Below are 20,758 nucleotides of genomic sequence, written 5' to 3' on the forward strand. Positions count from 1 at the left end.
TCAGTATCGGATGCGGGGATCGAACACGGTGTAAAGCACGTCCACCACCAGGTTGATCAGGATGTAGGTGAAGGAGAACAGCAGGATCAGGCCCTGGATGACCGGGTAATCGCGCGCCAGCACCGCCTCCACCACCAGCCGGCCCAGGCCGGGCAGGTTGAAGACCGACTCGGTCACCACTACGCCAGTGATCAGCGACGCGATGCCGATGCCGATGATGGTGACGATGGGCACGGCCGCGTTGCGCAGCGCGTGGCGCAGCAGGATGGCGCGTTCCCGGGCCCCCTTGGCCCGCGCGGTGCGGATGAAATCCTCGCCCATCACTTCGATGATGCTGCTGCGCGTGATGCGCGCCACCAGGGCGATGTAGATGCCGCTGAGCGCCAGCGTGGGCAGCACCAGGCGATGGGCGAACGGCCAGAATCCGCCCGCCGCCGGCTTGTATCCCTGCACGGGGAACCAGCCCAGCTTCAGTGCCAGCAGGTAGATGAGCAGGTAGCCGATCACGAAAGTCGGCACGGAGAAGCCGAACACCGAGAGGGTCATCACCAGACGGTCCAGCAGCTTGCCGCGCTTGCGCGCCGCGACGATGCCCATCGGCACCGCCACGATCACCGTCACCACGATGGTCGCCAGCGCCAGCGCCAGCGTGGGGCCGACACGGTTGCCGATCAGGTCCAGCACCGGCTTGCCGGACAGCAGCGATACGCCCAGGTCGCCCCGTGCCAGCTGTCCCATCCACACGCCGAACTGCGTCAGGATGGGCTGGTCCAGCCCCATGCTCTTGCGGATCTGTTCGAGCTGCGCGCCCGTGGCGTCATCGCCGGCCAGAATGGCCGCCGGATCGCCCGGGGTCAGGCGCAGCATGGCGAACACCACCACCGCCACCATGATCATGACAGGCACCGTGGCCAGCAGCCGGCGAGCAATGTAGGCAAGCATGGAGGACCTCAGTCGGCTGACTTCTTGATATTCCAGAATACGGTGACCGGCGATTCCATCACGCCGCTCAACTTGGTGCTGTAGGCCGCCGGGATGCGGAACTGCCCCAGCGGCGCCACCACGCCCTCATCGATGGCCAGCTTCTGGATCTGCGCGGTGATCTCCTTGCGTTCGGCCGGGTCGGTGGCGCGCGCGAACTTCAAACGCAGGGCTTCGATCTCCGGCACATCGGGCCAGCCCGCCCACGACTTGCGCCCGGCCGACGCCAGCGTGGTGTTGCCGAACGGGTCGCCGCTGGTGGCCAGGATGCTGTAGGTGGAAAAGATGTTCCAGCCGCCTTCGGCGGGCGGCTTCTGGTTGCCCTGCTGGGTCACCACCGTCTGCCAGTCCATGGTCTTCATGTCCACCTTGAAGCCGGCCTTGCGCAGCGCGGCGCCGATCACGATGGGCTGAGCCGCCAGCATGGCGATGTCGGTGGGCTGCAGGATCACCACCGGCGTGCCGTCGTACTTGGCTTCCTTGAGCAGGGCGCGCGCCTTCTCGATGTTCGAGGGCACCACCCACTCCTCGCCATACGTGTTGCCATAGGGATTGCCGCAGCCCATCACGGCCGCGCAGGTCTGGTAGTACTCGGGATTGCCCACCAGCGCCTTGAGCACGTCTTCCTGTCCGACCGCCGCCATGGCGGCCTGGCGCACCAGCTTGTTGTCGAACGGGGGATACAGGTGGTTGAAGCGGTAGTAGGTCCAGGCGCCCAGCTTGTCCAGCACCTGCACCTTGACGTCATCGCGGTTCTGCACGATGGGCAGCAGGTCGAACGGCACCTGCTGGATGAAATCCACCTCGCCGTTCTGCAGCGCGTTCAGCGCCGTCATCTGGTCCGGCATGCTGACCCATTCGACGCGCTCGACGTTGACCACCTTGCCGCCCGCCGTCCAGCTCGCGGGCTCGGCGCGCGGCACGTAGTCGGCGTTCTTCTCGTAGACCACCTTCAGGCCCGGCTTGAACTCCGACGCCACGAACTTGAACGGCCCGGAACCGATGTATTCCTTGATCGGCGTGGAAGCCGGCGTCTCGGCGATGCGCTTGGGCATCATGAAGGCCGGCCGCGAACTGAGCTTGGACAGGCCCTCCAGCAGCAACGTGGTGGGCTCCTTCAGCTGCACCTCGAAGCGTTTGTCGTCGAGCGCCTTGATGTGCTGCACCATCGGCATCAGCACCTGGCCGGTGGAGTCCAGCTGCGCCCAGCGCTGCAGCGAGGCCACGCAATCCTCGGCCTTGACCGGTGCGCCGTCGTGCCACTTGAGGCCGTCGCGCAGGGTGAAGGTGTAGGTCTTGCCGTCGTCCGAGGCCTGCCAGCTGGCCATCTGCGGCTGGATCTTGAAATTCGCGTCCACGCCCAGCAGCGTGTCGTAGATCATGTAGCCATGATCGCGCGTCAGGAATGCCGTGCTCAGCACCGGGTCCATGACCCGCAGGCCGGATTGCATGACGGCGGTCACGGTCTGTGCTTGCGCCGGCGCCGCCAGCAGGGATGCGGCCAATGTGGCGCCGCACAGAAGGCGGATGGCTTGCGGCAGATAGGTCTTCGTCTTCATGTTGCTTACCCCCTGGTTCGGTTGTCGATGCATGCTCGCCGCCGGTCCGGGCGCGGTGCCGGCGGCCCGGTGCTACAAGGTGAAACTGCGGTCGAGCGCCGAGGCGCGCCCCGCGATACCGTCGGCCAGCAGGCCCGCGCTGCCGGCGGCCAGCGTGAAACCGAGCGCGCCGTGGCCGGCGTTGATCCACAAGTTGCGGTAAGGGGTGGCGCCGATCACCGGCTTGCTGTCGGGCCGGGCCGGCCTCAGGCCGGCCCAGGCCCGTGGTTCTCCCGCCGGCTCCAGACGCGGCAGGTAGCGCGCCACCTGGCTCTTGAGGCTGGCGATGCGCCGCCCGTCGAGCGTGGCCGAGCGGTCGCCGATGTCCATCATGCCGGCCACGCGCAGCCGGTCGCCCAGGCGCGCGTACACGACCTTGTTGTGCACGTCGCTCAGGCTGGTCAGCGGCGCGCGGCTGCGCTCGGTAAGCTGATAGGTCAGGCTGTAGCCCTTCAGCGGATAGATCAGCGGATTGATGCCGATCTGCCGGGCCAGCGCCTGCGCACCCACGCCATTGGCGATCACATAGCCGTCGGCCTCAATCGCGCCGGCCCCGGTGTCCAGGGCTTCCACGCGGCCATGCCGCACGCGCAGGCGGCGCGCCTCCGTATTGAAGTGGAAATGCACCGGATCCGGCCGGGCGGCCAGCGTGCGCTGCAGTTCCTCGCACAGCTTCAGGCAGTCTCCGGCGTCTTCGGTGGGCGTGAAGATGCCGCCCACCACCCGCGCCGCGATGTCGGCCAGCGCCGGCTCGAGGTCCAGGCACTCGCGCGCATCCAGGGCGCGCTGCTCGCAGCCCAGCGACGCCTGATAGCGCATCTGTGCCAGCGCGCTGCGGTAGGCAGCGGCGTCCTGGTACACCAGCAGCTTGCCGGACGAGGCGAAATTGAAGTCGAGCCGTTCGCGCGCCACCAGCTGGTGCATCAGGGCGCGGCTGCGCAGGCCGAGCTGCAGCAATTCGCTGGTGCTGCGCCGGACCGTGGCGTGCCGGCAGGCGCGCAGGAACCCCAGCCCCCAGCGCCACAGCTCCGGGTCGGCCCGCAGGCGTAACCGCAACGGGCCGTCGCGGTCGGTGAGCCAGGACGGCAGCTTGGGCAGCACGGCCGGGTCGGCCAGCGGCGCGACGAAGCTGTAGCTCAGTTGCGCCCCGTTGGCCTGGCTGGTGGCCAGGCCGGGGCGCGGACCGGCGTCGATCACGCTGACCGAATGGCCGTCCTGGCGCAGGAAATAGGCGCTCATCATGCCGATGATGCCGGCGCCGATCACGACGATGTGCATGCTAGCTCCGCCCGCCCGCCGCGCGGGCGCGCAGCTGCCCGATCGTGGCCGCGGCCGAGATGTGCTGCAGGCTGGTGCGCACGGCGACGATCGCCGGCCGCCGCGCCGCCAGCGCCGCCTCCAGCGCGGCATCGATCTCGCCGCTGTGCTGCACCGCATAGCCCAGCGCGCCGTAGGTGCGCGCCAGCGCCGCGAAATCCGGGTTGTGCAGCGCCGTGGCGCTGACCCGCTCGGGAAAGTGCTTCTCCTGGTGCATGCGTATGGTGCCGTATGACCCGTTGTCGGCCACGATGAGCACCGGCCGGGCGCCGCACTGCATGGCGGTGGCCAGCTCGTTGCCCGTCATCAGGAAGCCCCCGTCGCCGACGAAGCACACCACCTGGCGCTCGGGGCAGCGCAGGCTGGCCGCGACGGCGGCCGGCACGCCATACCCCATCGCGCCCGACGACGGCGCCAGCATCGTGCGCCCGCCGCCGAAACGCATCAGCCGCTGCACCCAGCCGCCGAAATTGCCGGAATCGATGGTGATGATGGCATCGTCGTCGAGCAGGCGATCGGCCGCCTGCGCCACCGCGCCGAACACCATGCCGTCCTCGGCGTCGCGCGGCCCGTCCCAGCGCCGCAGGCCGGCGGCAACCCGGTGCAGGCGCTCGCTCCAGGCCAGGTGCGCGGCAGCCGGCCGCGCCGGCGCGAAGGCGCGCAGGTCGGCCAGGAAGACGGCCGGGTCGGCCACCAGCCCCAGCGCCAGCTGGCGGATGTGCCCCACCGCTGCGGCATCCGGCCACACGTGCACCACGTCCTGCGCCGGCCGCGGCGCCGCCGGAAACGCGTAGCCCTGCGTGGTGACGTCGCCCAGCCGGGTGCCGATGCCCAGCACCAGGTCGGCCTCGCGCACGGCGTCGGCCAGCTCGGCCGGCGCGCCGTAGGCCAGATGGCCCGCATACTGCGGATGGTCATTGGGCAGCAGGTCGGCATGGCGCACCGCGGCCGCCACCGGCAGGCCGAACGCCTCCGCCACGGCCTGCAGCACGGCGCGCCCCGCCTCGTGCTTGAGCAGCCCGCCGGCGATCAGCAGCGGACGCCGCGCCGCGGCGATCAGCGCGGCCACGCGGCGCAGGTCGTCCTGGCTCGCGCCGGCGCGCGGGCGCGCCAGCGGCTGCGCCGCCGTGCCGTCGACCGCATCCTCCAGCATGTCCTCGGGCAAGGCCACCACCACCGGCCCGGGCGTGCCGCTCTGCGCGGCATGCAGCGCGGTCGCCACCGTGTCGGCCAGCCGGGCGGCATCGCGCACCTCCACCACCCACTTGGCCATGGCGCCGAAGACCCGCTCGTAGTCGATCTCCTGGAAGGCGCCCATGTGGCGGTGCGCGCGCTCGACCTGGCCGATGAACAGCACCAGCGGCACGGCATCCTGCTGCGACGAGTGCACCGCGATGGCGGCGTTCATCGCCCCCGGACCGCGGCTGACGAAGGCCACGCCGGGACGACCGGTCAGACGGGCATCGGCCAGCGCCATGAAGCCCGCCCCGCTCTCGTGGCGTGCGGTCACCGCCGCGACGTCGGTACGGCCGGCCAGGCCGTCCAGCACGCTCAGGTAGCTTTCTCCCGGCACGCAGAACACGCGGTCCACGCCATGCGCCGCCAGGGTATCGATGAGCAGATCCGCCGCCCGTCTCATGGGTCAATTCTCCTTGGAAGGATCGTGGCCGGGCCGCGCCGCGGCCTCCAGTGCGCTCAGCGAGCGGTGCCTGAGCTCGTCGGGCAGGCTTTGCGTCAGCGTCTCGAGCGCCGCATACAGCCGCGCCCAGCCTTCGTTGGTGCGCAAGGGCACGCCCAGAAAATGGCTTTCCGTCTTCGAGCGCAGCATCAGGTACAGCACACCGGCCAGCATGATGCTCACCATCGCCGGCACATCCGCCTCGCCGGTCAACCCGTCGACGCGGTCGATGAACTGGCGCGCTGCCTGCTCGCGCCGGTCGGCCAGCTGCGCCGTGACCTCGTTGCGCTCGATCAGTTCCCAGCGGCGCACCTCGCGCAGCGGCTCGTTGCCCGCCAGCGCCTCGATCTGGGCGCGCAGCATCGACAGGATCAGGTCTGCCGGCGTACGCTGGCTCGACTCGCCATCCTTCAGCAGGTGGTCCGAGCGGCCGGTCCAGAAGTCCTGTTCCTTCATCCAGGCCAGCATCAGGCCCGGCATGCCATCGAAATAGCGGTAGATCAGTTCCTTGCTGACGCCGGCCCGCTTGGCAATCACGTTGATGCCCACGCCCGCCATGCCGGTCTCGCAGATCTGCGCCTCCAGCGCGGCCAGGATCTGCCGCTCGGTCTGTTCACGCCGCGACATCGAGGTTTCTCATCAACAGGGTGCGCGGCGCCAATCCCTCGAGGGGCCGGGCGATACCGGCCGCGACATCGGCCTGGAGCTCGGTGGCCGCATGGCCCGCGAGCGACCCGTCCCGCCACACCTCGGCTCCCAGATAAACCGCGGTACCCCGGCGCTCCAGCGTCGGCAGGTGCGGGTCGGCCGACTCCAGGGCCACGATCACGCCGTCTGCATTGATATGTACGCGGTCACGCGCGGCGGGCCGCACGGGCAATGGCTGCGCCAGCGTCAGGAAACGCCAGCGCGCAGTGCGATCGGCGAGTGCGGCCCATGCCAGCTCCGCCAGCGCATCAGCCAGCGTCTCGCCCTGCAGGTCTGCGTGAATGGAGTTGTGCAGCAGGGCCAGCCGGGCCCCTGCCTCGCCACGCTGTGCCTGGCCGGCGTCGGGCCGGGCAGCCACCCGCGCGCTGTTGCCCCAGCCCAGCCGGCCCTCGGCACACAGCGCAATCAGGCCGGCATCGGCCTGTGCGCAATCGGCCAGCACTGCGTCCACCGCCTGCTGGGGATGCTGTCCCTTCGCAAGCCGCGCGAGCACCGCCTCATTCAGGGGCACACCATCGGCGCCAGGACGGTTCGGCAGCCGGTGTCCGGTCACCAGGCCTATGCCGGATGCACCTGGCAGAAATTGCGCCAACGGTTCAGGGCGATCGGGGCCGCTGGAGATGACGGCGGCGGCGTCCGCCTCCAGCCAGGCGCCAGGAATGTCCAGCGCACCGATGCCGCCGCGCTGAGTCTCGCAATGGCAGTACCGGCCCTGCCCGTCCAGCACGGCAAATACCGCGAAGCCGCCGATGGCCCCGCGGCCCAGCAACTCGGCGCCCAGCACCGCGGCGCGGACAGCCGCGCCGGCCCGTGGCCCGCTGGCGGCAATTCCGATGGTCATGCCTGCAGCTCCCTTTGCTCTGCCAGCGCACCGAGGCAGAAGTTCAGACTGAATTCCAAATATGTGACCATGTGGTCACATTGGCACGATCCTACACCCGCGCGCACCGCCGCAACAAGACCGCATGCATAGGGAAAAACCCGCCCTGCTTTCAGGCACGCCGCTTGCGGCGCCTGGCATTCGCATCGGCCTTTTCGATGGAGGTGACCATGCCAGCCAAATCCCAAGCACAGCAACGCGCGGCCGGCGCCGCGCTGGCCGCCAAGCGTGGCGAGCAGAAGAAAAGCGAACTGAAGGGCGCGTCGAAATCCATGTACGAGTCCATGGACGAGAAGGAACTGGAAAAAATGGCATCCGGCTCCACCCGGGGCAAGCCGGAGCACAAGCGCGATTCCTGAGCGGATCCGCCTGCGCCTACCGGTGAATGCAGGAGCCAAGGCTCCTCAGCCATCAGCCAGTATCTGCTCAAGCCCTGTGGCGCTTCGCCCCGCAAGCTTCGGCAGGCCTCCGGTGGGGGTCTGACTGGATTTGCCCCGGTTTGACGGACACCTTACCCTTAGTGGAACAAGGAGTCCGCAATGCCCAAGACACGCCCGCCGTATCCGGCGGAATTTCGCCAGCAGATCGTGGAGTTGGTCGCAGCCGGCCGAACTCCTGCCGAGCTGTCCCAGGAGTTCGGTTGCTCGGCCCAGACGGTCGTCAACTGGGTGGCTGCTGCCGGCCTGAAGGCAGACAAGCCGGCCAAGTCGGCAGGCAGTGCCTTGAACGAGGCCGAGCGTGAAGAACTCATCCGACTGCGTCGCCAACTGCGCCAGGTCCAGATGGAGCGCGACATCCTGGCAAAGGCTACGGCCTGGTTCGCAAACAAAAGCGAGAAGACGTCCACGCCGTCTTCGAACTCATGAGCGCGCACCAGGCCGACTTCCCCGTGAGAGCCATGTGCCGAATACTCGGCGTGTCGCACAGCGGCTTCTACGACTGGCAGCACCGAGGGCCATCGAAGCGGGCGATCGCCGATGCAGTGCTCAGCGAGCGTATCCGCACGATCCACGCCGACTCGCGCCAGACTTACGGCATGCCGCGTATCCGGGCCGAACTGGCCGAGCACGGCGTGCGTGTCGGGGGTAAGCGCATCGCCCGGTTGATGCGCGCGGCCAAGTTGCGCGGAGTCAGCAAGCGTCGGGGCTTTACGATCACCACGCAGCGCGAGCCTCGCCAGCGCCCGCCGGCCGACCTGGTCAACCGACGTTTCCAGGCCGATGGCCCGAATCAGTTGTGGGTAGCGGATATGACCTACGTGCCAACCTGGGCGGGGTTCGTCTACCTGGCCATCGTGCTCGATGTCTGGAGCCGGCGTGTGGTGGGATGGTCCATCGGCGAACGCATGACGACCGATCTGGTGCTGACCGCGTTGAACATGGCGCTGGCGCAGCGCAAGCCCGACGAGGTCATCCATCATAGCGATCAGGGCAGTCAATACACCAGTGTGGCCTTCGGCAAGCGCTGCGCGCAAATGGGTGTCAGACCTTCGACCGGCAGCGTGGGCGATGCCTATGACAACGCCATGGCCGAGAGCTTCTTCGCTACGCTCGAGTGTGAACTGATTGAACGCAACGTCTTTAAAACGAAGACCGAGGCCCGCATGGCGCTGTTCAGTTACATCGAGGGCTGGTACAACCCGCGGCGCCGACACTCCGGCCTGGGGTATCTGTCGCCTGCCAACTTCGAACGCTCAAATCAAGCAATACCTGAACCCGTTCCGGCTTGAAAACCAAGCCCTAACCTGTCCGTGAAAGCGGGATAAATCCAAATCCAAACTTCTTAAGCAAGCAGGACTGAAGTAAGACCAAGCCCCAGCAAGACCGGGGCGCGGTCCGATACCGTTACGGAGCCAACTATGAAATATCCCATCGCCATCGAGCCCGGTAGTGATACACAAGCCTGGGGTGTCGTCGTCCCCGATCTGCCCGGCTGCTTCTCTGCTGCTGACGACGGAATTGACCAAGCCATAGAGAATGCCAAAGAAGCTATTGAAGCGTGGATAGAGGCCGCCATAGACAATGGCGACCCCATCCCGCCGCCCAGCAACATTACGGAGCTGCAGCGCAATCCGGACTATGCCGGCTGGATCTGGGCAATCGCCGAGATTGACCCGGCAGTCATGGATGAGACAGTCGAGCGCATCAACATCACCTTGCCCCGCAGGATATTAGCTCGCCTTGATGCCAAGGCACGCGCGGCGGGCGAGAGTCGGTCTGGCTTCATCGCACACTTGGCACTGACTCACTGAGCGGCGACTACCCACCCTTGCGGGTCGGGATAGCGCTCGACCGCTACAAGCAAGCAAAAGCCCCCAGATGGGGGGCCTCTTGGTTCGAGAGTGGGGATGCTACTTGAGGTTCAGCGGGGCAATAAACCTGCCCACCATACTGATGTTTCCGCCCATTTCCTTGAATGCCCCTGAGATCGTAAAACTGCTGGAGTCCGCCGATCCGGCACATTGCACTCCTTCTTGCCTCCGCAAGTTCTGCGGGACTCGTGGCGACACTAATTGACAGCCAAGCCTAAAAATCCCTTGCCTGTGCGCGGCTGCGGATGTCATGGTCGCAATGACCCGGCGCTATTGGCGCAGTTTGCGTCGCAAAAAGCAGGGACAAATGTGACAATTCCGCCCACTGGTAGACTGATCCCTTCGTTCCCTGGCCCAGCCGCACGATGTGGCCCGCCACCAGGATACCCGCACTTCGCGCGCACGCGCTTCGACAGCATCACGGGAAAGATAGTGCTGGGTGCAGTGCTGGTAGCACAGAGGCGGGGCGCGCGATATGGCCGAGCGCGTGCTGAGTTGGATCGACTCGGTATGCCGCTATGCCGTCGGCGCCGGCCGCGTCAACGCCGATGTCAACCCCGGGCTGCTGAATTTCCTTGATGAGAAGCCGCCAGCACTTCCCGCACGCGGACATCGGCACGCTGCCCGAGCTGCTGCGCAGGGTGGAGAGCTACCAGAGCCGGCCCGAGACACTGCTGGCCATCAAGATCATGATGCGAACCTTTCCGCGCACCAATGAACTCCGCTAGGGGAATGGGCGGAAGTGCGCCGCGATCAGGGCCTGTGGATGATCCCGCCGCAGCGTATGAAAGGCACCGTCATGATGAAGCTCAACGGCGATCCTCACGTGATCCCGCTGTCGCGACAGCGCAGCGGGTTCCGCCCCGAGGTGATAGAGCGGCAGCTGGCACACAAGGAAAAGGACAAGATCCGGCGCGCCTACAATCACGCGACATACTTGGACGAGCGGCGCCAGCTGATGCAGTGGTGGTCCGACTTCCTGGATCAATGCGCGGCGGGTCAGGACGGCATACCCAATAAAAACTGAGCCGTACCCGATCCCGTACCCATTCAACGACGTTGCTCCGGCTTGCCGTCACTTGGCAACATTAGGCAAGCTAAACGCAAAAAAGCCCGCTGGCACATAGGCTTAGCGGGCTTTTCTTGGCGCTGCTTGGCAGCACTTGCAGGAATCCTTGGTAGGCGGTATTGGAATCGAACCAACGACCTCCACGATGTCAACGTGGCGCTCTAACCATCTGAGCTAACCGCCTGCAGAGAAAAAGATTATATCGGGCTTTTTTACAGCGCGCAAATCAGAGCCTTGTCCAATATGACATGAGTCTGGAGCGGGGGGTCTGATTCCAACATGAGATGAGTCTGGAGCGGGGTTGAGCAGGACGTCGATCATCAGGAGATGATGTTGACCCTGCAAGATGATCGGCTCACGAGCCTAGAGAGCCTGGAGGCGTTTGTCGCCGGTACTGCCGGCCTGGCGCCGCAGGTTTCGGACCGCGAGGCCGAACGCCACGCCCACGTCCAGGACGTGCTCCAGCGCTTCAGATACGCCAAGTTGTCTCGACGCCACAAGGGCGTGGTGTTGCGTTATCTATTGCACACCAGCGGCTACTCGCGCCAGCACCTCACCCGGCTGGTGGGCCGGTTTGTGTCGCACGCCCCGCTGGGTCAGCGCAAGTCGCCCGCGCAGGGGTTTCGGCGCCGCTACACCGAGGACGATGCCCGGCTGCTGGCGTACACCGATGCCGTGCACGACACGCTCAGCGGGGCGGCAACCTGCCACCTGTTGCGCCGCGCCTGGCTGGTCTATGGAGATGCCCACTACCGGCGCCTGGCCACGCTCTCGGTGTCACACCTGTACAACCTGCGCAAGAGCCGCGCCTACCGCAACGCCCGTGGCCACTGGGACGGCACTCGCCCCAGCAAGGCGGTCTCCATTGGACTGCGACAGCCACCGCGCCCCGAAGGCCGGGCGGGCTTCATCCGCATCGACAGCGTGCACCAAGGCGAGGTCGACGGCGCCAAGGGGGTCTACTACATCAACGCCGTGGACTGCGTCACCCAGTGGCAGGTCCTGGCCTGCTGCCAGCGCATCTCCGAGGCCTTTTTACTGCCCGTGCTCGAAGAACTGCTCGCCGGCTTCCCCTTCCAGATCCTCGGGGTGCACGCCGACAACGGCAGCGAATACATCAATCATCGCGTCGCCGAGCTACTGCACAAGCTCAATGTCGAGTTCACCAAGTCCCGGCCCCGACACAGCAATGACAACGCCCTGGTCGAGTCCAAGAACGGCAGCGTCGTACGCAAAACCTTCGGCTACGCCCACATCCCGCAAAAGCACGCCCAGGCCGTCAACGCCTTCTGCCAGCAACACCTCAACCCGTACCTGAACTTCCACAGGCCCTGCCTGTTCGGCAGGCAACGAAGCGATAACCGAGGAAAGATCAAGATCGACTACCCCGCCAAACTGGTCAAGACGCCCTTGGAAAAACTCCTCAGCCTGGCCCCCGAACTGCGTAACCTCAAAGACGGCATCTCCGAGCAAGACCTCCTCTGGCAGGCCCGCGTCATGAGCGATAATCAGGCCGCCGAGCAGCTACAAAAACACCGTTCGGCGTTGTTCGATTCCATTATCCGACGTCGGGCTGAACTGGCCGCTTAAAACCCTCTCGGCGGCCTCCGTTCAGACTCATCTCCGAATTGGAAACGACTATCAGGCAACCGCCAGTCATGCAGGCACGGAGCCTGCATCGGCTGCGCGCACGGCGTCGATGAAGGCGCGGATGCGCTCGGCCGACTTGATGCCGGGGGCGTCCTCGACGCCGCTGCTCACGTCGACGGCCCACGGGCGCACTGCCCTCACCGCCTGCTCCACGTTCGCGGGCGTGAGACCGCCCGCCAGTATCATGGGCCGCGCCGCGGCATCGGCCTGTACGCCCGCCAGCAGCGCCTGGTCCAGCGCCAGTCCGCTGCCGCCGTAGCCCGGGCTGTAGCTGTCGAACAGCCAGCCGGCGGCGTCGCCGTAGCGGGCACACTCGGAAGCCAGCGCCTGCGCGCTGTCCTGCCGGGGCGCGCCCACGCGGAAGGCGCGCACGTAGCGCGCGCCATGGCCGCGGCATTGCTCGGGAGGCTCGTCACCGTGGAATTGCAGCAGGTCCGGTCCGACGGTGTCGACGATCGCGCGCAGCGTCTCGGCGCCAGCGTTGACCACCAGGGCCGACACCGTGACGTAGGGCGGCACGAGGCGGCGCAGGCGCGCCGCCTGTTCCAGCCCCACGCAGCGGCGGCTCTTGGGGTAGAACACCAGGCCCAGCGCGTCGGCGCCCGCCTCGCAGGCGGCCGCCACGTCGGCTTCCCGGGTCAGGCCGCAGATCTTGACGCGCGTGCGCATGGGGCGTCCGCCTACTGGAACGCGGCAGCGGGATCGCCGCTGTCGGAGCCGTAGATGTTGGTGCCGTAATTGCCCTCGATCTCGATCTTGACCGAGTCGGGGTCGACCTGGCTGGCGGTGCCCTTGTAGTGCATCACCAGCCCCGGGAAGAGCATGACCACGGCCACCATCAGCAGCTGGATGCAGATGAACGGCACCGAGCCCCAGTAGATCTGCCCGGTGGTCACCGGCGCGATCGTCTTGCCGGTGATCTTGTCGGTGTAGGCCTCCTTGGGCGCGACCGAGCGCAGGTAGAACAGCGCAAACCCGAACGGCGGGTGCATGAACGAGGTCTGCATGTTCACCGCCAGCAGGATGCCGAACCAGATCAGGTCGATGCCCATCTTGTCGGCCACCGGCCCGAGCAGCGGCACGATGATGAACGCCAGCTCGAAGAAGTCCAGGAAGAACGCCAGCACGAAGGTCAGCACGCTGACCACGATCAGGAACCCCCACTCCCCGCCCGGCAGCCCCAGCAGCAGGTGCTCGACCCACAGGTCGCCGTTGACGCCGCGGAAGGTCAGGCCGAACACCGTCGAGCCCACCAGGATGAACACCACGAAGCACGACAGCTTGGTCGTGGTGTCCATCGCCTGCTTGAGCAGGTCCAGCGTCAGGCGCCGGCGGATCAGCGCCATGATGATCGCCCCCACCGCGCCCATCGCACCGCCCTCGGTCGGCGTGGCCACGCCGATGAAGATCGTGCCCAGCACCAGGAAGATCAGGAACAGCGGCGGGATCATCACGAAGGTCACCCGCTCGGCCAGCGCCGAAAGCACCCCCAGCCGGAACACCTTGTTCACGATCGCGATCACGAAGGCCGTCAGCCCCCACAGCAGCAGGCTCACCACCACCTGCTCGTCGACCGGCGCCGTGTCGTTCTCCAGCCACTGACCCAGCACGTACGCCGAGGCCGCCGAGATCAGCATCAGCACCAGCAGCGAGCGCCCGCCGCGCGTGCCGTTGGCCTCGCGAAACGTGCGCGCCTCCTCCGGCAGCGCCGGCGCCGAGGCCGGCTTGATCAGCGACATCACGATGATGTAGAGCAGGTACGCCCCCATCAGCATGAAACCCGGCAGCATCGCCCCGCGGTACATGTCGCCCACCGAGCGGCCCAGCTGGTCGGCCAGCACGATCAGCACCAGCGACGGCGGGATGATCTGCGACAAGGTCCCCGAGGCCGCGATCACCCCGGAGGCCAGCCGCCGGTCATACCCGTAGCGCAGCATGATCGGCAGCGAGATCAGCCCCATGGAGATCACCGAGGCCGACACCACCCCCGTGGTGGCCGCCAGCATCGCGCCCACGAACACCACCGCGATCGCCAGGCCCCCGCGCAGCGGACCGAACACCTGCCCGATGGTCTCCAGCAGGTCCTCGGCCATCCCCGAGCGCTCCAGCACCAGCCCCATCAGCGTGAAGAACGGCACCGCCAGCAGCGTGTCGTTGGCGATGATGCCGAACACCCGCTGCGGCAGCGCCTGGAACAGCGCCGGCGTCAGCAACCCCAGCTCGATCCCCACCAGCCCGTACAGAATGCCGTTGGCCGCCAGCGCAAACGCCACCGGAAAGCCCAGCAGCAGAAACACCACCAGCGTCCCGAACATGATGGGCGCCAGGTTGGCAATGATGAACTCCATGATCAGCGCCCTTCTTTCATCTGTTGTTGCAGTGCCGCCTCGCGGGCCTGCGCCTCGCGCGCAATCTGCTCGGCCAGCTCCTGCTCGGCCGTCTTGCCCGCCTCACGCGCCGTCGGGTCCGGGCACTGCCCGCGCAGGTAACCCACGCACTTGATCAGGTGCGACACCCCCGCCAGCACCAGCAGCGCAAACCCCACCGGAATCAGCAGCTTCACCGGCCAGCGCACCAGCCCCCCGGAATTGGACGACTGCTCGTTCGACAGGTACGAATCCATGAACACCGGCCACGACAGATACATGATCAGCCCGCACGCCGGCAGCAGGAAAAACACCACGCCGAAGATCTCGATCCAGATCTGCTTGCGACGCGACAGCATCGACGACAGGATGTCCACCCGAACGTGCTCGTTCTTCAGCAGCGTGTAGCCGGCCGCCAGCAGAAAAATCGCGCCGAACATGTACCACTGCAGCTCCAGCCACGCGTTCGAACTCGTCTGGAACACCTTGCGTACCACGGCATTGCCGGCACTGACCAGCACGACCAGCAACGTGACCCATGTCACCGCCCGGCCGACCCGCAGATTCAGCGCGTCTATGCCGCGCGACAGGGCGAGTAAAGCTTTCATGATGGGAAGTAATAAGAAAAAGGAGTGGGCGCTTCTTTCGGAACGCGGGAACTACGCGTGCCGACGTCGGCACGGGACCGTGCTCCGGGGTTGCCGGACAGTGGTTCCGCGTGCGGGCGCCGCGATCGGCGCCCGCTTTTGACGGGCGCGTGCCGGGCCGAATCGCAGGATTTTAACGCCTGCTGCGAGCCGACGCCGGCACGGCAACCCGTGGGGCCCTACTTTTGCCGCGAAATCGTGGCCATGAAGCCGTCGAAGCTGCCTTCGGCCACGCGGAACCACGGGATTTCGTTGTCGCGGAAGGCCACCATGCTGTCGTACAGCTTCTTGAACATGGGGTCCTTGGCGGAGAACTCCTCGTAGACCTTGAGCGACTCGGCGTAGCAGGCGTCCATCACGGACTTGGGGAAGGCCTTGAGCTGGGCGCCCTGGGAAACCAGGCGGCGCAGCGCGGCCGGGTTCTCGGCGTCGTACTTGGCGATCATGTCGTTGGTGGCCGCCGCGGCCGCCTGGGCCAGCACGGCCTGGTAGTGCTTGGGCAGGTCGTTGTAGGCCTTTTCGTTCACGTACAGCGACACCTGCAGCGTGCCCTCCCACCAACCGGGGAAGTAATAGTTCTTGGCAACCTTGTGGAAGCCCAGCTTCTCGTCGTCGTAGGGGCCGATCCACTCGGCGGCATCGATGGTGCCCTTTTCGAGCGCGGGGTAGATGTCGCCGCCCGCGATCTGCTGCGGCACCACCCCCAGGCGCGACAGCACCGCGCCGGCGAAAGCGCTGGCGCGGAACTTCAGGCCCTTGAGGTCGTCGACCGACTTGATCTCGTTGCGGAACCAGCCGCCCATCTGCGTGCCGGAGTAGCCGCAGGGGAAATTGACCACGTTGTACTTCTTGAAGAGCTCGCGCGTGAGCTTGAGGCCGTCGCCGTGACGCATCCACGCGTTCATCTGGCGGGTATTCAGGCCGAAAGGCACGGCGCCGTCGAAGCACAGCGCAGGGTCCTTGCCGAAGTAGTAGTAGGAAGCCGTATGGCCGCACTCGATGGTGGCGTTCTCGACGGCGTCGAGCACCTGCAGCGCGGGCACGATTTCGCCGGCGGGGAAGGCACGGATGTTGAACTTGCCCCCGGTGGCTTCGCCGACGTAGCGGGCCAGGTTCTCGCCGCCGGTGAAGATGGCATCGGCACTGCGGGGGAAGCTGGAAGCGAGGCGCCAGTTGAGCGTGGGCGAGTCCTGAGCGAAGGCCGGAGCGGCCAGCGTGGCGCCTCCGGCGGCCGCGCCCAGCGTGGCCTTCTTGAGGAACGAACGGCGTTGCATTACGAGTGTCTCCTGGGTGTGGAAGAAAGCGATGCGCTTCCTGCCCGCTTAGGGCAGGCGCGCGAGGGGCTGCCCGGTTTGGGGGCGCCCCATGGCATTTTTTCGGTCGCAATGATATCGGGAATGCAACAGGGCCGCCCCCTGCGGTTTACCCTTAATAAAATGTAAACGGCGCCAGTTGCGATGCCGCGCCATCGAGCGCGGGGAGGTCGAAGTCGGGATACTCGATGGCCGAGAGATAGAGTCCGTCGGGCGCGAAGGTCGGCGCGCCCCGGCGCCGATCGCGGGCCGCCAGCAGCCCTGCCATCCATTCCACGGGCTCGCGCCCCTGGCCCACCTGCAGCAGCGCGCCGATCAGGTTGCGCACCATGTGATGCAGGAAGGCGTTGGCGCGCAGCGTGAACACCACGAAGTCGCCGCGCTCGGCGATCTCCAGACGATGCAGGGTGCGCACCGGGTGCCGGGCCTGGCACTGGGACGAGCGGAAGCTGGAGAAATCATGCTCGCCCAGCAGGCATTGCGCCGCAGCGCGCATCGCATCCAGGTCCAGGGGCTGGAAGCACCAGCCGGCGCGTCCGGCCCACAGCGCGGGCCGTACCCTGCCGCGCCAGAGCAGATACAGGTAGGTGCGTGAACGCGCCGAGAAACGCGCATGGAAATCCTCGGGCACGGGCTGGGCCCACTGCACGGCGATGCTGTCGGGCAGGAAGGCATTCACGCCGCGCACCCAGGACTCGTCGCGGCGCTGCAGCGGCGTATCGAGATGCACCACCTGCATCGCCGCGTGCACGCCGGTATCGGTGCGGCCCGCGCAGACCGTGGGCACGGGCCGCCCGCTGCCGCTGAACCGCCCCAGCGCCGCCTCCAGGTGGTCCTGCACGGTATGGCCATGCGGCTGCGTCTGCCAGCCTTGCCAGGCCGAGCCGTCGTAAGACAGCCCCAAAGCGATGCGGGGCATGGCTCAGGTGCGCCGGCCTCGCGGCGCCTCGTCGGTGGGCGGCTGGTCCAGGTCGAGGCTGATGCCTTCGAGCCTGCGATTGAGCGTCGCCTGGTCCACAGCCTGGTCCGTGGAGGACTCGGGCAAGGGCTCGCCGTAGTCGTAGACGTCGTCGTCCTCGGTGCGGCGCGCGCCGGCGCGGCGCAACGCCCATGCCACGATGAAGACGATGAGGGCCAGCACCGCGGTGACCAGCACCAGCAGGTTCTCGACGAGCCACGAACGGGTAGCGCCGGCCTGCCCCGCGGCATCGGGTGCCGTACCGCCGGGCAGCCCGCCCATGGCGCCGGCCGAGCCGGATCCTGAGTCGGCATTGGGCATGCCCGTGCCTGCTGCGGAGCCATTCGTGCCTGCGGTACCGCCTGCAGCTGCGCCGCTTGCGGGGCCGTCGGCCGTGCCGCTTGCTGCGCCGCCGTTGGCCGTGCCGCTTGCACCGCCTGTTGGTGCCCCGCTTGCCCCGCCCGTTGCCGCGCCGTTTTCCGCCCCGTTGGAGGGGCTCACGCTAGCCCCGGGCGCGCCTGCTGCAGCCCCTCCACCTGCCGCGCCTGGGGCAGCGCCCTGTGTGCCGTCGGCAACACCGCCACCGCCTGCAGCAGTGCCACCGCCTGCGGCAGTGCCGTTGCCTGCAGCACTGCCGGCCGGGCCGCCGCTGGCGCCCGGCGCGGCGCCCGAGGCGGAAGCGCCCGCATCACCCGCAGCATCACCCGCAGCAGGACCCGAGGCGGCGCCTGTGCCGGCGCCATTGCCTGTGCCTTCGCCGGCAGCTCTCGATGCAGCCGTACCGCCCGCGGACGAGGCAGCGCCAGCCGCCCCGCCGGACGCGCCCGATGCAGCGCCGCCCTGATCTCCCGGCTTGGCGCCGGCTGCGTCGCTGAGCGCCCGGACATTGCCTTCGAGCGTCTGGACGCGCTGCTGGGCGTCCGACATGGCGTGCCGCTCCGATGCCTGGGTATCCGCCTGCGCCTCGGCACGGGCCGCCTCGCTGCCTGCGGGGCTGGCGCTGGACAGCCGCAGGCGATCCTGCGGGGCGCCCGCCGGACCCGCCTGGCTGGCCGAGGCCTCGTTGCCCACGCGGCCGGCATTACCTTCGGCCCCTTCGGGCAAGGCCGCGGAACCGCCGGCCGCCCCTCCGAACCGGGCGCGATAGCGCGCATAGGCCGCGGCATGCTCGAGGAAAATGCGCCGGGCCTCGGCAGGATCGATGGCGCGCACGGTGGCGGCATCGGGCAGCGTCAGCGTGTCGCCGGCGCGCACGAGGTTCATGTTGTTCTGGATGAAGGCATGCGGATTGGCCTGCCACAGCGCCGCCAGCATCTGATAGAGCGTGGCGTCGGGGACGGCATGGCGTACCGCGATGCCGGACAGGGTCTGGCCGTAGCGCACACGCACCTCGCCCGCTGCAGGCATGCTGCCGCCAGGCGCACCGCCCACCGACGCAGCCTGCACATCGGGCACGGTGGCGCGCACCGGCGTGAGGATGGTGACCTGCAGCAGGCGCTGTCCTGCGCTGGAGCGCAGGGCCAGGAGGATGTCCACCGTGCCGGTGGACGGCGCCTGCGTCGACTGCACCCGCACCACGCGGCTGGACGCATCGGCACCGGGCTCCACGCTGAGTGAGAGCGTCTCGAGAGGCGCCGGAGGCTGCAGTCCGGCGCGCTGCCAGTCGGCCGCCGGGGCCAGCGCCACCTGCAGCGTCGCGGCCTCGTCCGCGGCCAGCGCCTGCAAGGGCACGACGACCGACAGCGGCGCGCCCGGCGCGGAAACGACGCGCGAATGCCCCAGGCTGGCCGCCTCGCCCATCATCGGCGCGCCGGCGCCGAGCGCCAGTGCAATGGTCCAACCCAGCGCACGGGCCCGGGAAACGTGCTGCAAATCGCGCGAATGCGAACTCATAGACTTGGATATCCGTGGTCGAGGACTGGCCGGCTGAAGCAAAACTGTAAATATATCGTGAATGCGCGCGCAGCCGGCGACCGCATGCAAAAAGGGCACCGCATGGGTGCCCTGTGTTCGACCGGCAGGAAACCGCGTCAGGCCTCGCCGATCGCGATGCGCAGCATGCGGCGCAGCGGCTCGGCGGCACCCCATAGCAGCTGATCGCCGACCGTGAAGGCGCCCAGGTACTGCGGCCCCATGGACAGCTTGCGCAGGCGGCCTACCGGGATGTCGAGCGTGCCGGTGACGGCCACCGGCGTGAGCGACTGCATGGTGGCTTCCTTGGTATTGGGAACCACCTTGGCCCACTGCGTACCCTCGGCGATCATGCCCTCGATCTCGTCGAGCGGCACGTCACGCTTGAGCTTGATGGTGAGGGCCTGGCTATGGCAGCGCATCGCGCCGATGCGCACGCACAGGCCATCGATGGGCGTGGCGGCGCTGCCGAACGCCGGGCCGCGCCCCAGGATCTTGTTGGTCTCGGCCTCGGCCTTCCATTCCTCGCGGGAAACGCCGTTGCCGAGGTCCTTGTCGATCCAGGGAATCAGGTTGCCGCCCAGCGGCACGCCGAAATGCTCCCGGGGCAGCGCCGGATCCTGCTGGCAGGCCAGCACGCCGCGGTCGATCTCCAGGATGGCGGAGGCAGGATCGTCGAGCAGCGGCCTGACGGCAGCGTTGATGAGGCCGAACTGGGTGAGCAGTTCGCGCATGTGCTGGGCGCCGCCGCCGGACGCGGCCTGGTAGGTCATGGAGGTCATCCATTCGACCAGGTCGTTGTTGAACAGGCCGGCCAGGCCCATGAGCATGCAGCTGACGGTGCAATTGCCACCGATGAAGTTGCGCACGCCGCGCTGCAGGGCGGCGTCGATGACCGGGCGGTTCACCGGGTCGAGGACGATGATGGCGTCGTCGGCCATGCGCAGCGTGCTGGCCGCGTCGATCCAGATGCCGTTCCAGCCGGCGTCGCGCAGGCGCTTGTAGATCTCGGTGGTGTAGTCGCCGCCCTGGGCAGTGAGGATGATGGGCAGTTTCTTGAGCGCTTCGATGTCGTAGGCGTCCTGCAGCGGGCCGGCGCCTTCGGCCCAGGACGGGGCCTTGCCACCGGCGTTGCTGGTGGAGAAGAACACGGGTTCGATGAGGGAGAAGTCGTTCTCGTCGCGCATGCGCTGCATGAGCACGGAACCGACCATGCCACGCCAACCGACGAGGCCTACTGCTTGCGTCATTTTGAAGCGCTCTTTAAAGATGTAAGTCGAAGAATGGAAAAGCCGTTGATTTCCCGACAATTTATCAGAATGTGCGGGGAAGCGTCTTGCGGAGGGTCGTGGGCATGCGCCACGGCAGGAC

General features: G+C 67.4%; 19 protein-coding genes and 1 tRNA gene. 6 read left to right on the forward strand and 14 right to left on the reverse strand.

Features of this window, described 5'->3' with window-relative positions; translation table 11 throughout:
* The 6 genes from ACYBYQ_RS12465 to ACYBYQ_RS12490 all read right to left on the reverse strand — a co-directional run bounded on the left by ACYBYQ_RS12465 (nucleotide 1) and on the right by ACYBYQ_RS12490 (nucleotide 7,123).
* Complete coding sequence (locus ACYBYQ_RS12465; protein ID WP_459614502.1) at nucleotides 1-942, reverse strand: ABC transporter permease; 942 nt, start codon at nucleotides 940-942, stop codon at nucleotides 1-3.
* 8 nt (nucleotides 943-950) lie between these two features.
* Complete coding sequence (locus tag ACYBYQ_RS12470; RefSeq protein ID WP_459614503.1) at nucleotides 951-2,540, reverse strand: ABC transporter substrate-binding protein; 1,590 nt, start codon at nucleotides 2,538-2,540, stop codon at nucleotides 951-953.
* A 72-nt stretch (nucleotides 2,541-2,612) separates the two neighbouring features.
* Complete coding sequence (locus tag ACYBYQ_RS12475; protein WP_459614504.1) at nucleotides 2,613-3,857, reverse strand: D-amino acid dehydrogenase; 1,245 nt, start codon at nucleotides 3,855-3,857, stop codon at nucleotides 2,613-2,615.
* A gap of 1 nt (nucleotide 3,858) precedes the next feature.
* Nucleotides 3,859-5,535 (reverse strand): thiamine pyrophosphate-dependent enzyme, encoded by a 1,677-nt coding sequence (locus ACYBYQ_RS12480; RefSeq protein WP_459614505.1) that lies wholly within the window; start codon nucleotides 5,533-5,535, stop codon nucleotides 3,859-3,861.
* Nucleotides 5,536-5,538: 3 nt separating this feature from the next.
* On the reverse strand, nucleotides 5,539-6,201 hold the full coding sequence (locus tag ACYBYQ_RS12485; RefSeq protein WP_459614506.1) for a TetR/AcrR family transcriptional regulator: 663 nt from the start codon (nucleotides 6,199-6,201) through the stop codon (nucleotides 5,539-5,541).
* Nucleotides 6,188-7,123 carry a DUF6963 family protein gene (locus tag ACYBYQ_RS12490; protein WP_459614507.1) on the reverse strand — a complete coding sequence of 312 codons (936 nt, stop codon included), beginning with the start codon at nucleotides 7,121-7,123 and terminating at the stop codon, nucleotides 6,188-6,190. The genes ACYBYQ_RS12485 and ACYBYQ_RS12490 overlap by 14 nt, the downstream gene beginning before the upstream one ends.
* Before the next feature lie 209 nt (nucleotides 7,124-7,332).
* Between ACYBYQ_RS12490 and ACYBYQ_RS12495 the strand changes: the two genes are divergently transcribed.
* The 5 genes from ACYBYQ_RS12495 to ACYBYQ_RS12515 all read left to right on the forward strand — a co-directional run bounded on the left by ACYBYQ_RS12495 (nucleotide 7,333) and on the right by ACYBYQ_RS12515 (nucleotide 10,500).
* The gene (locus ACYBYQ_RS12495; protein ID WP_459614508.1) at nucleotides 7,333-7,521 is read left to right on the forward strand and encodes a DUF3008 family protein; all 189 of its coding nucleotides are present in this window, start codon (nucleotides 7,333-7,335) and stop codon (nucleotides 7,519-7,521) included.
* Between the two features lie 180 nt (nucleotides 7,522-7,701).
* Nucleotides 7,702-8,891, forward strand: a protein-coding gene (locus tag ACYBYQ_RS12500; protein ID WP_459614343.1) for an IS3 family transposase whose coding sequence is annotated in 2 segments (ribosomal slippage) — nucleotides 7,702-7,972 and nucleotides 7,972-8,891 — 1,191 coding nt in all. Because the reading frame shifts where the segments join, the coding sequence is not laid out codon by codon here.
* Nucleotides 8,892-9,020: 129 nt separating this feature from the next.
* Nucleotides 9,021-9,413, forward strand: a complete 393-nt coding sequence (locus ACYBYQ_RS12505) for a type II toxin-antitoxin system HicB family antitoxin (protein WP_459614509.1) — start codon at nucleotides 9,021-9,023, stop codon at nucleotides 9,411-9,413.
* Nucleotides 9,414-10,051: 638 nt separating this feature from the next.
* Nucleotides 10,052-10,201, forward strand: a complete 150-nt coding sequence (locus ACYBYQ_RS12510) for a hypothetical protein (RefSeq protein ID WP_459614510.1) — start codon at nucleotides 10,052-10,054, stop codon at nucleotides 10,199-10,201.
* Nucleotides 10,202-10,272: 71 nt separating this feature from the next.
* Nucleotides 10,273-10,500, forward strand: a complete 228-nt coding sequence (locus tag ACYBYQ_RS12515) for a hypothetical protein (RefSeq protein ID WP_459614511.1) — start codon at nucleotides 10,273-10,275, stop codon at nucleotides 10,498-10,500.
* Between the two features lie 149 nt (nucleotides 10,501-10,649).
* On the opposite strand, the gene ACYBYQ_RS12520 is transcribed toward ACYBYQ_RS12515, so the two are convergent.
* Nucleotides 10,650-10,726 (reverse strand) — tRNA-Val (locus ACYBYQ_RS12520).
* A gap of 143 nt (nucleotides 10,727-10,869) precedes the next feature.
* Here ACYBYQ_RS12520 and ACYBYQ_RS12525 point away from each other — a divergent pair.
* A complete protein-coding gene (locus ACYBYQ_RS12525; protein WP_459614512.1) occupies nucleotides 10,870-12,132 on the forward strand; it encodes a DDE-type integrase/transposase/recombinase in 1,263 nt (420 codons plus the stop codon).
* 66 nt (nucleotides 12,133-12,198) lie between these two features.
* Here ACYBYQ_RS12525 and ACYBYQ_RS12530 read toward each other — a convergent pair whose 3' ends face one another.
* The 7 genes from ACYBYQ_RS12530 to asd all read right to left on the reverse strand — a co-directional run bounded on the left by ACYBYQ_RS12530 (nucleotide 12,199) and on the right by asd (nucleotide 20,637).
* On the reverse strand, nucleotides 12,199-12,861 hold the full coding sequence (locus ACYBYQ_RS12530) for a phosphoribosylanthranilate isomerase (RefSeq protein ID WP_459614513.1): 663 nt from the start codon (nucleotides 12,859-12,861) through the stop codon (nucleotides 12,199-12,201).
* An 11-nt stretch (nucleotides 12,862-12,872) separates the two neighbouring features.
* Nucleotides 12,873-14,540 carry a TRAP transporter large permease gene (locus tag ACYBYQ_RS12535; RefSeq protein ID WP_459614514.1) on the reverse strand — a complete coding sequence of 556 codons (1,668 nt, stop codon included), beginning with the start codon at nucleotides 14,538-14,540 and terminating at the stop codon, nucleotides 12,873-12,875.
* A gap of 2 nt (nucleotides 14,541-14,542) precedes the next feature.
* Entirely contained in the window at nucleotides 14,543-15,166 is a 624-nt protein-coding gene (locus ACYBYQ_RS12540) for a TRAP transporter small permease subunit (protein WP_459614515.1), read from the reverse strand.
* Nucleotides 15,167-15,384: 218 nt separating this feature from the next.
* A complete protein-coding gene (locus tag ACYBYQ_RS12545) occupies nucleotides 15,385-16,479 on the reverse strand; it encodes a TRAP transporter substrate-binding protein (protein ID WP_459614516.1) in 1,095 nt (364 codons plus the stop codon).
* Nucleotides 16,480-16,633: 154 nt separating this feature from the next.
* Nucleotides 16,634-17,437, reverse strand: coding sequence for a tRNA pseudouridine(38-40) synthase TruA (gene truA / locus ACYBYQ_RS12550; RefSeq protein ID WP_459614517.1), 804 nt, complete (start codon nucleotides 17,435-17,437; stop codon nucleotides 16,634-16,636).
* 3 nt (nucleotides 17,438-17,440) lie between these two features.
* The gene (locus tag ACYBYQ_RS12555) at nucleotides 17,441-19,369 is read right to left on the reverse strand and encodes a FimV/HubP family polar landmark protein (protein ID WP_459614518.1); all 1,929 of its coding nucleotides are present in this window, start codon (nucleotides 19,367-19,369) and stop codon (nucleotides 17,441-17,443) included.
* Nucleotides 19,370-19,506: 137 nt separating this feature from the next.
* Nucleotides 19,507-20,637, reverse strand: a complete 1,131-nt coding sequence (gene asd, locus ACYBYQ_RS12560; protein WP_459614519.1) for an aspartate-semialdehyde dehydrogenase — start codon at nucleotides 20,635-20,637, stop codon at nucleotides 19,507-19,509.
* Nucleotides 20,638-20,758: the final 121 nt, after the last annotated feature.

The organism is Bordetella sp. 2513F2, from assembly GCF_054642735.1.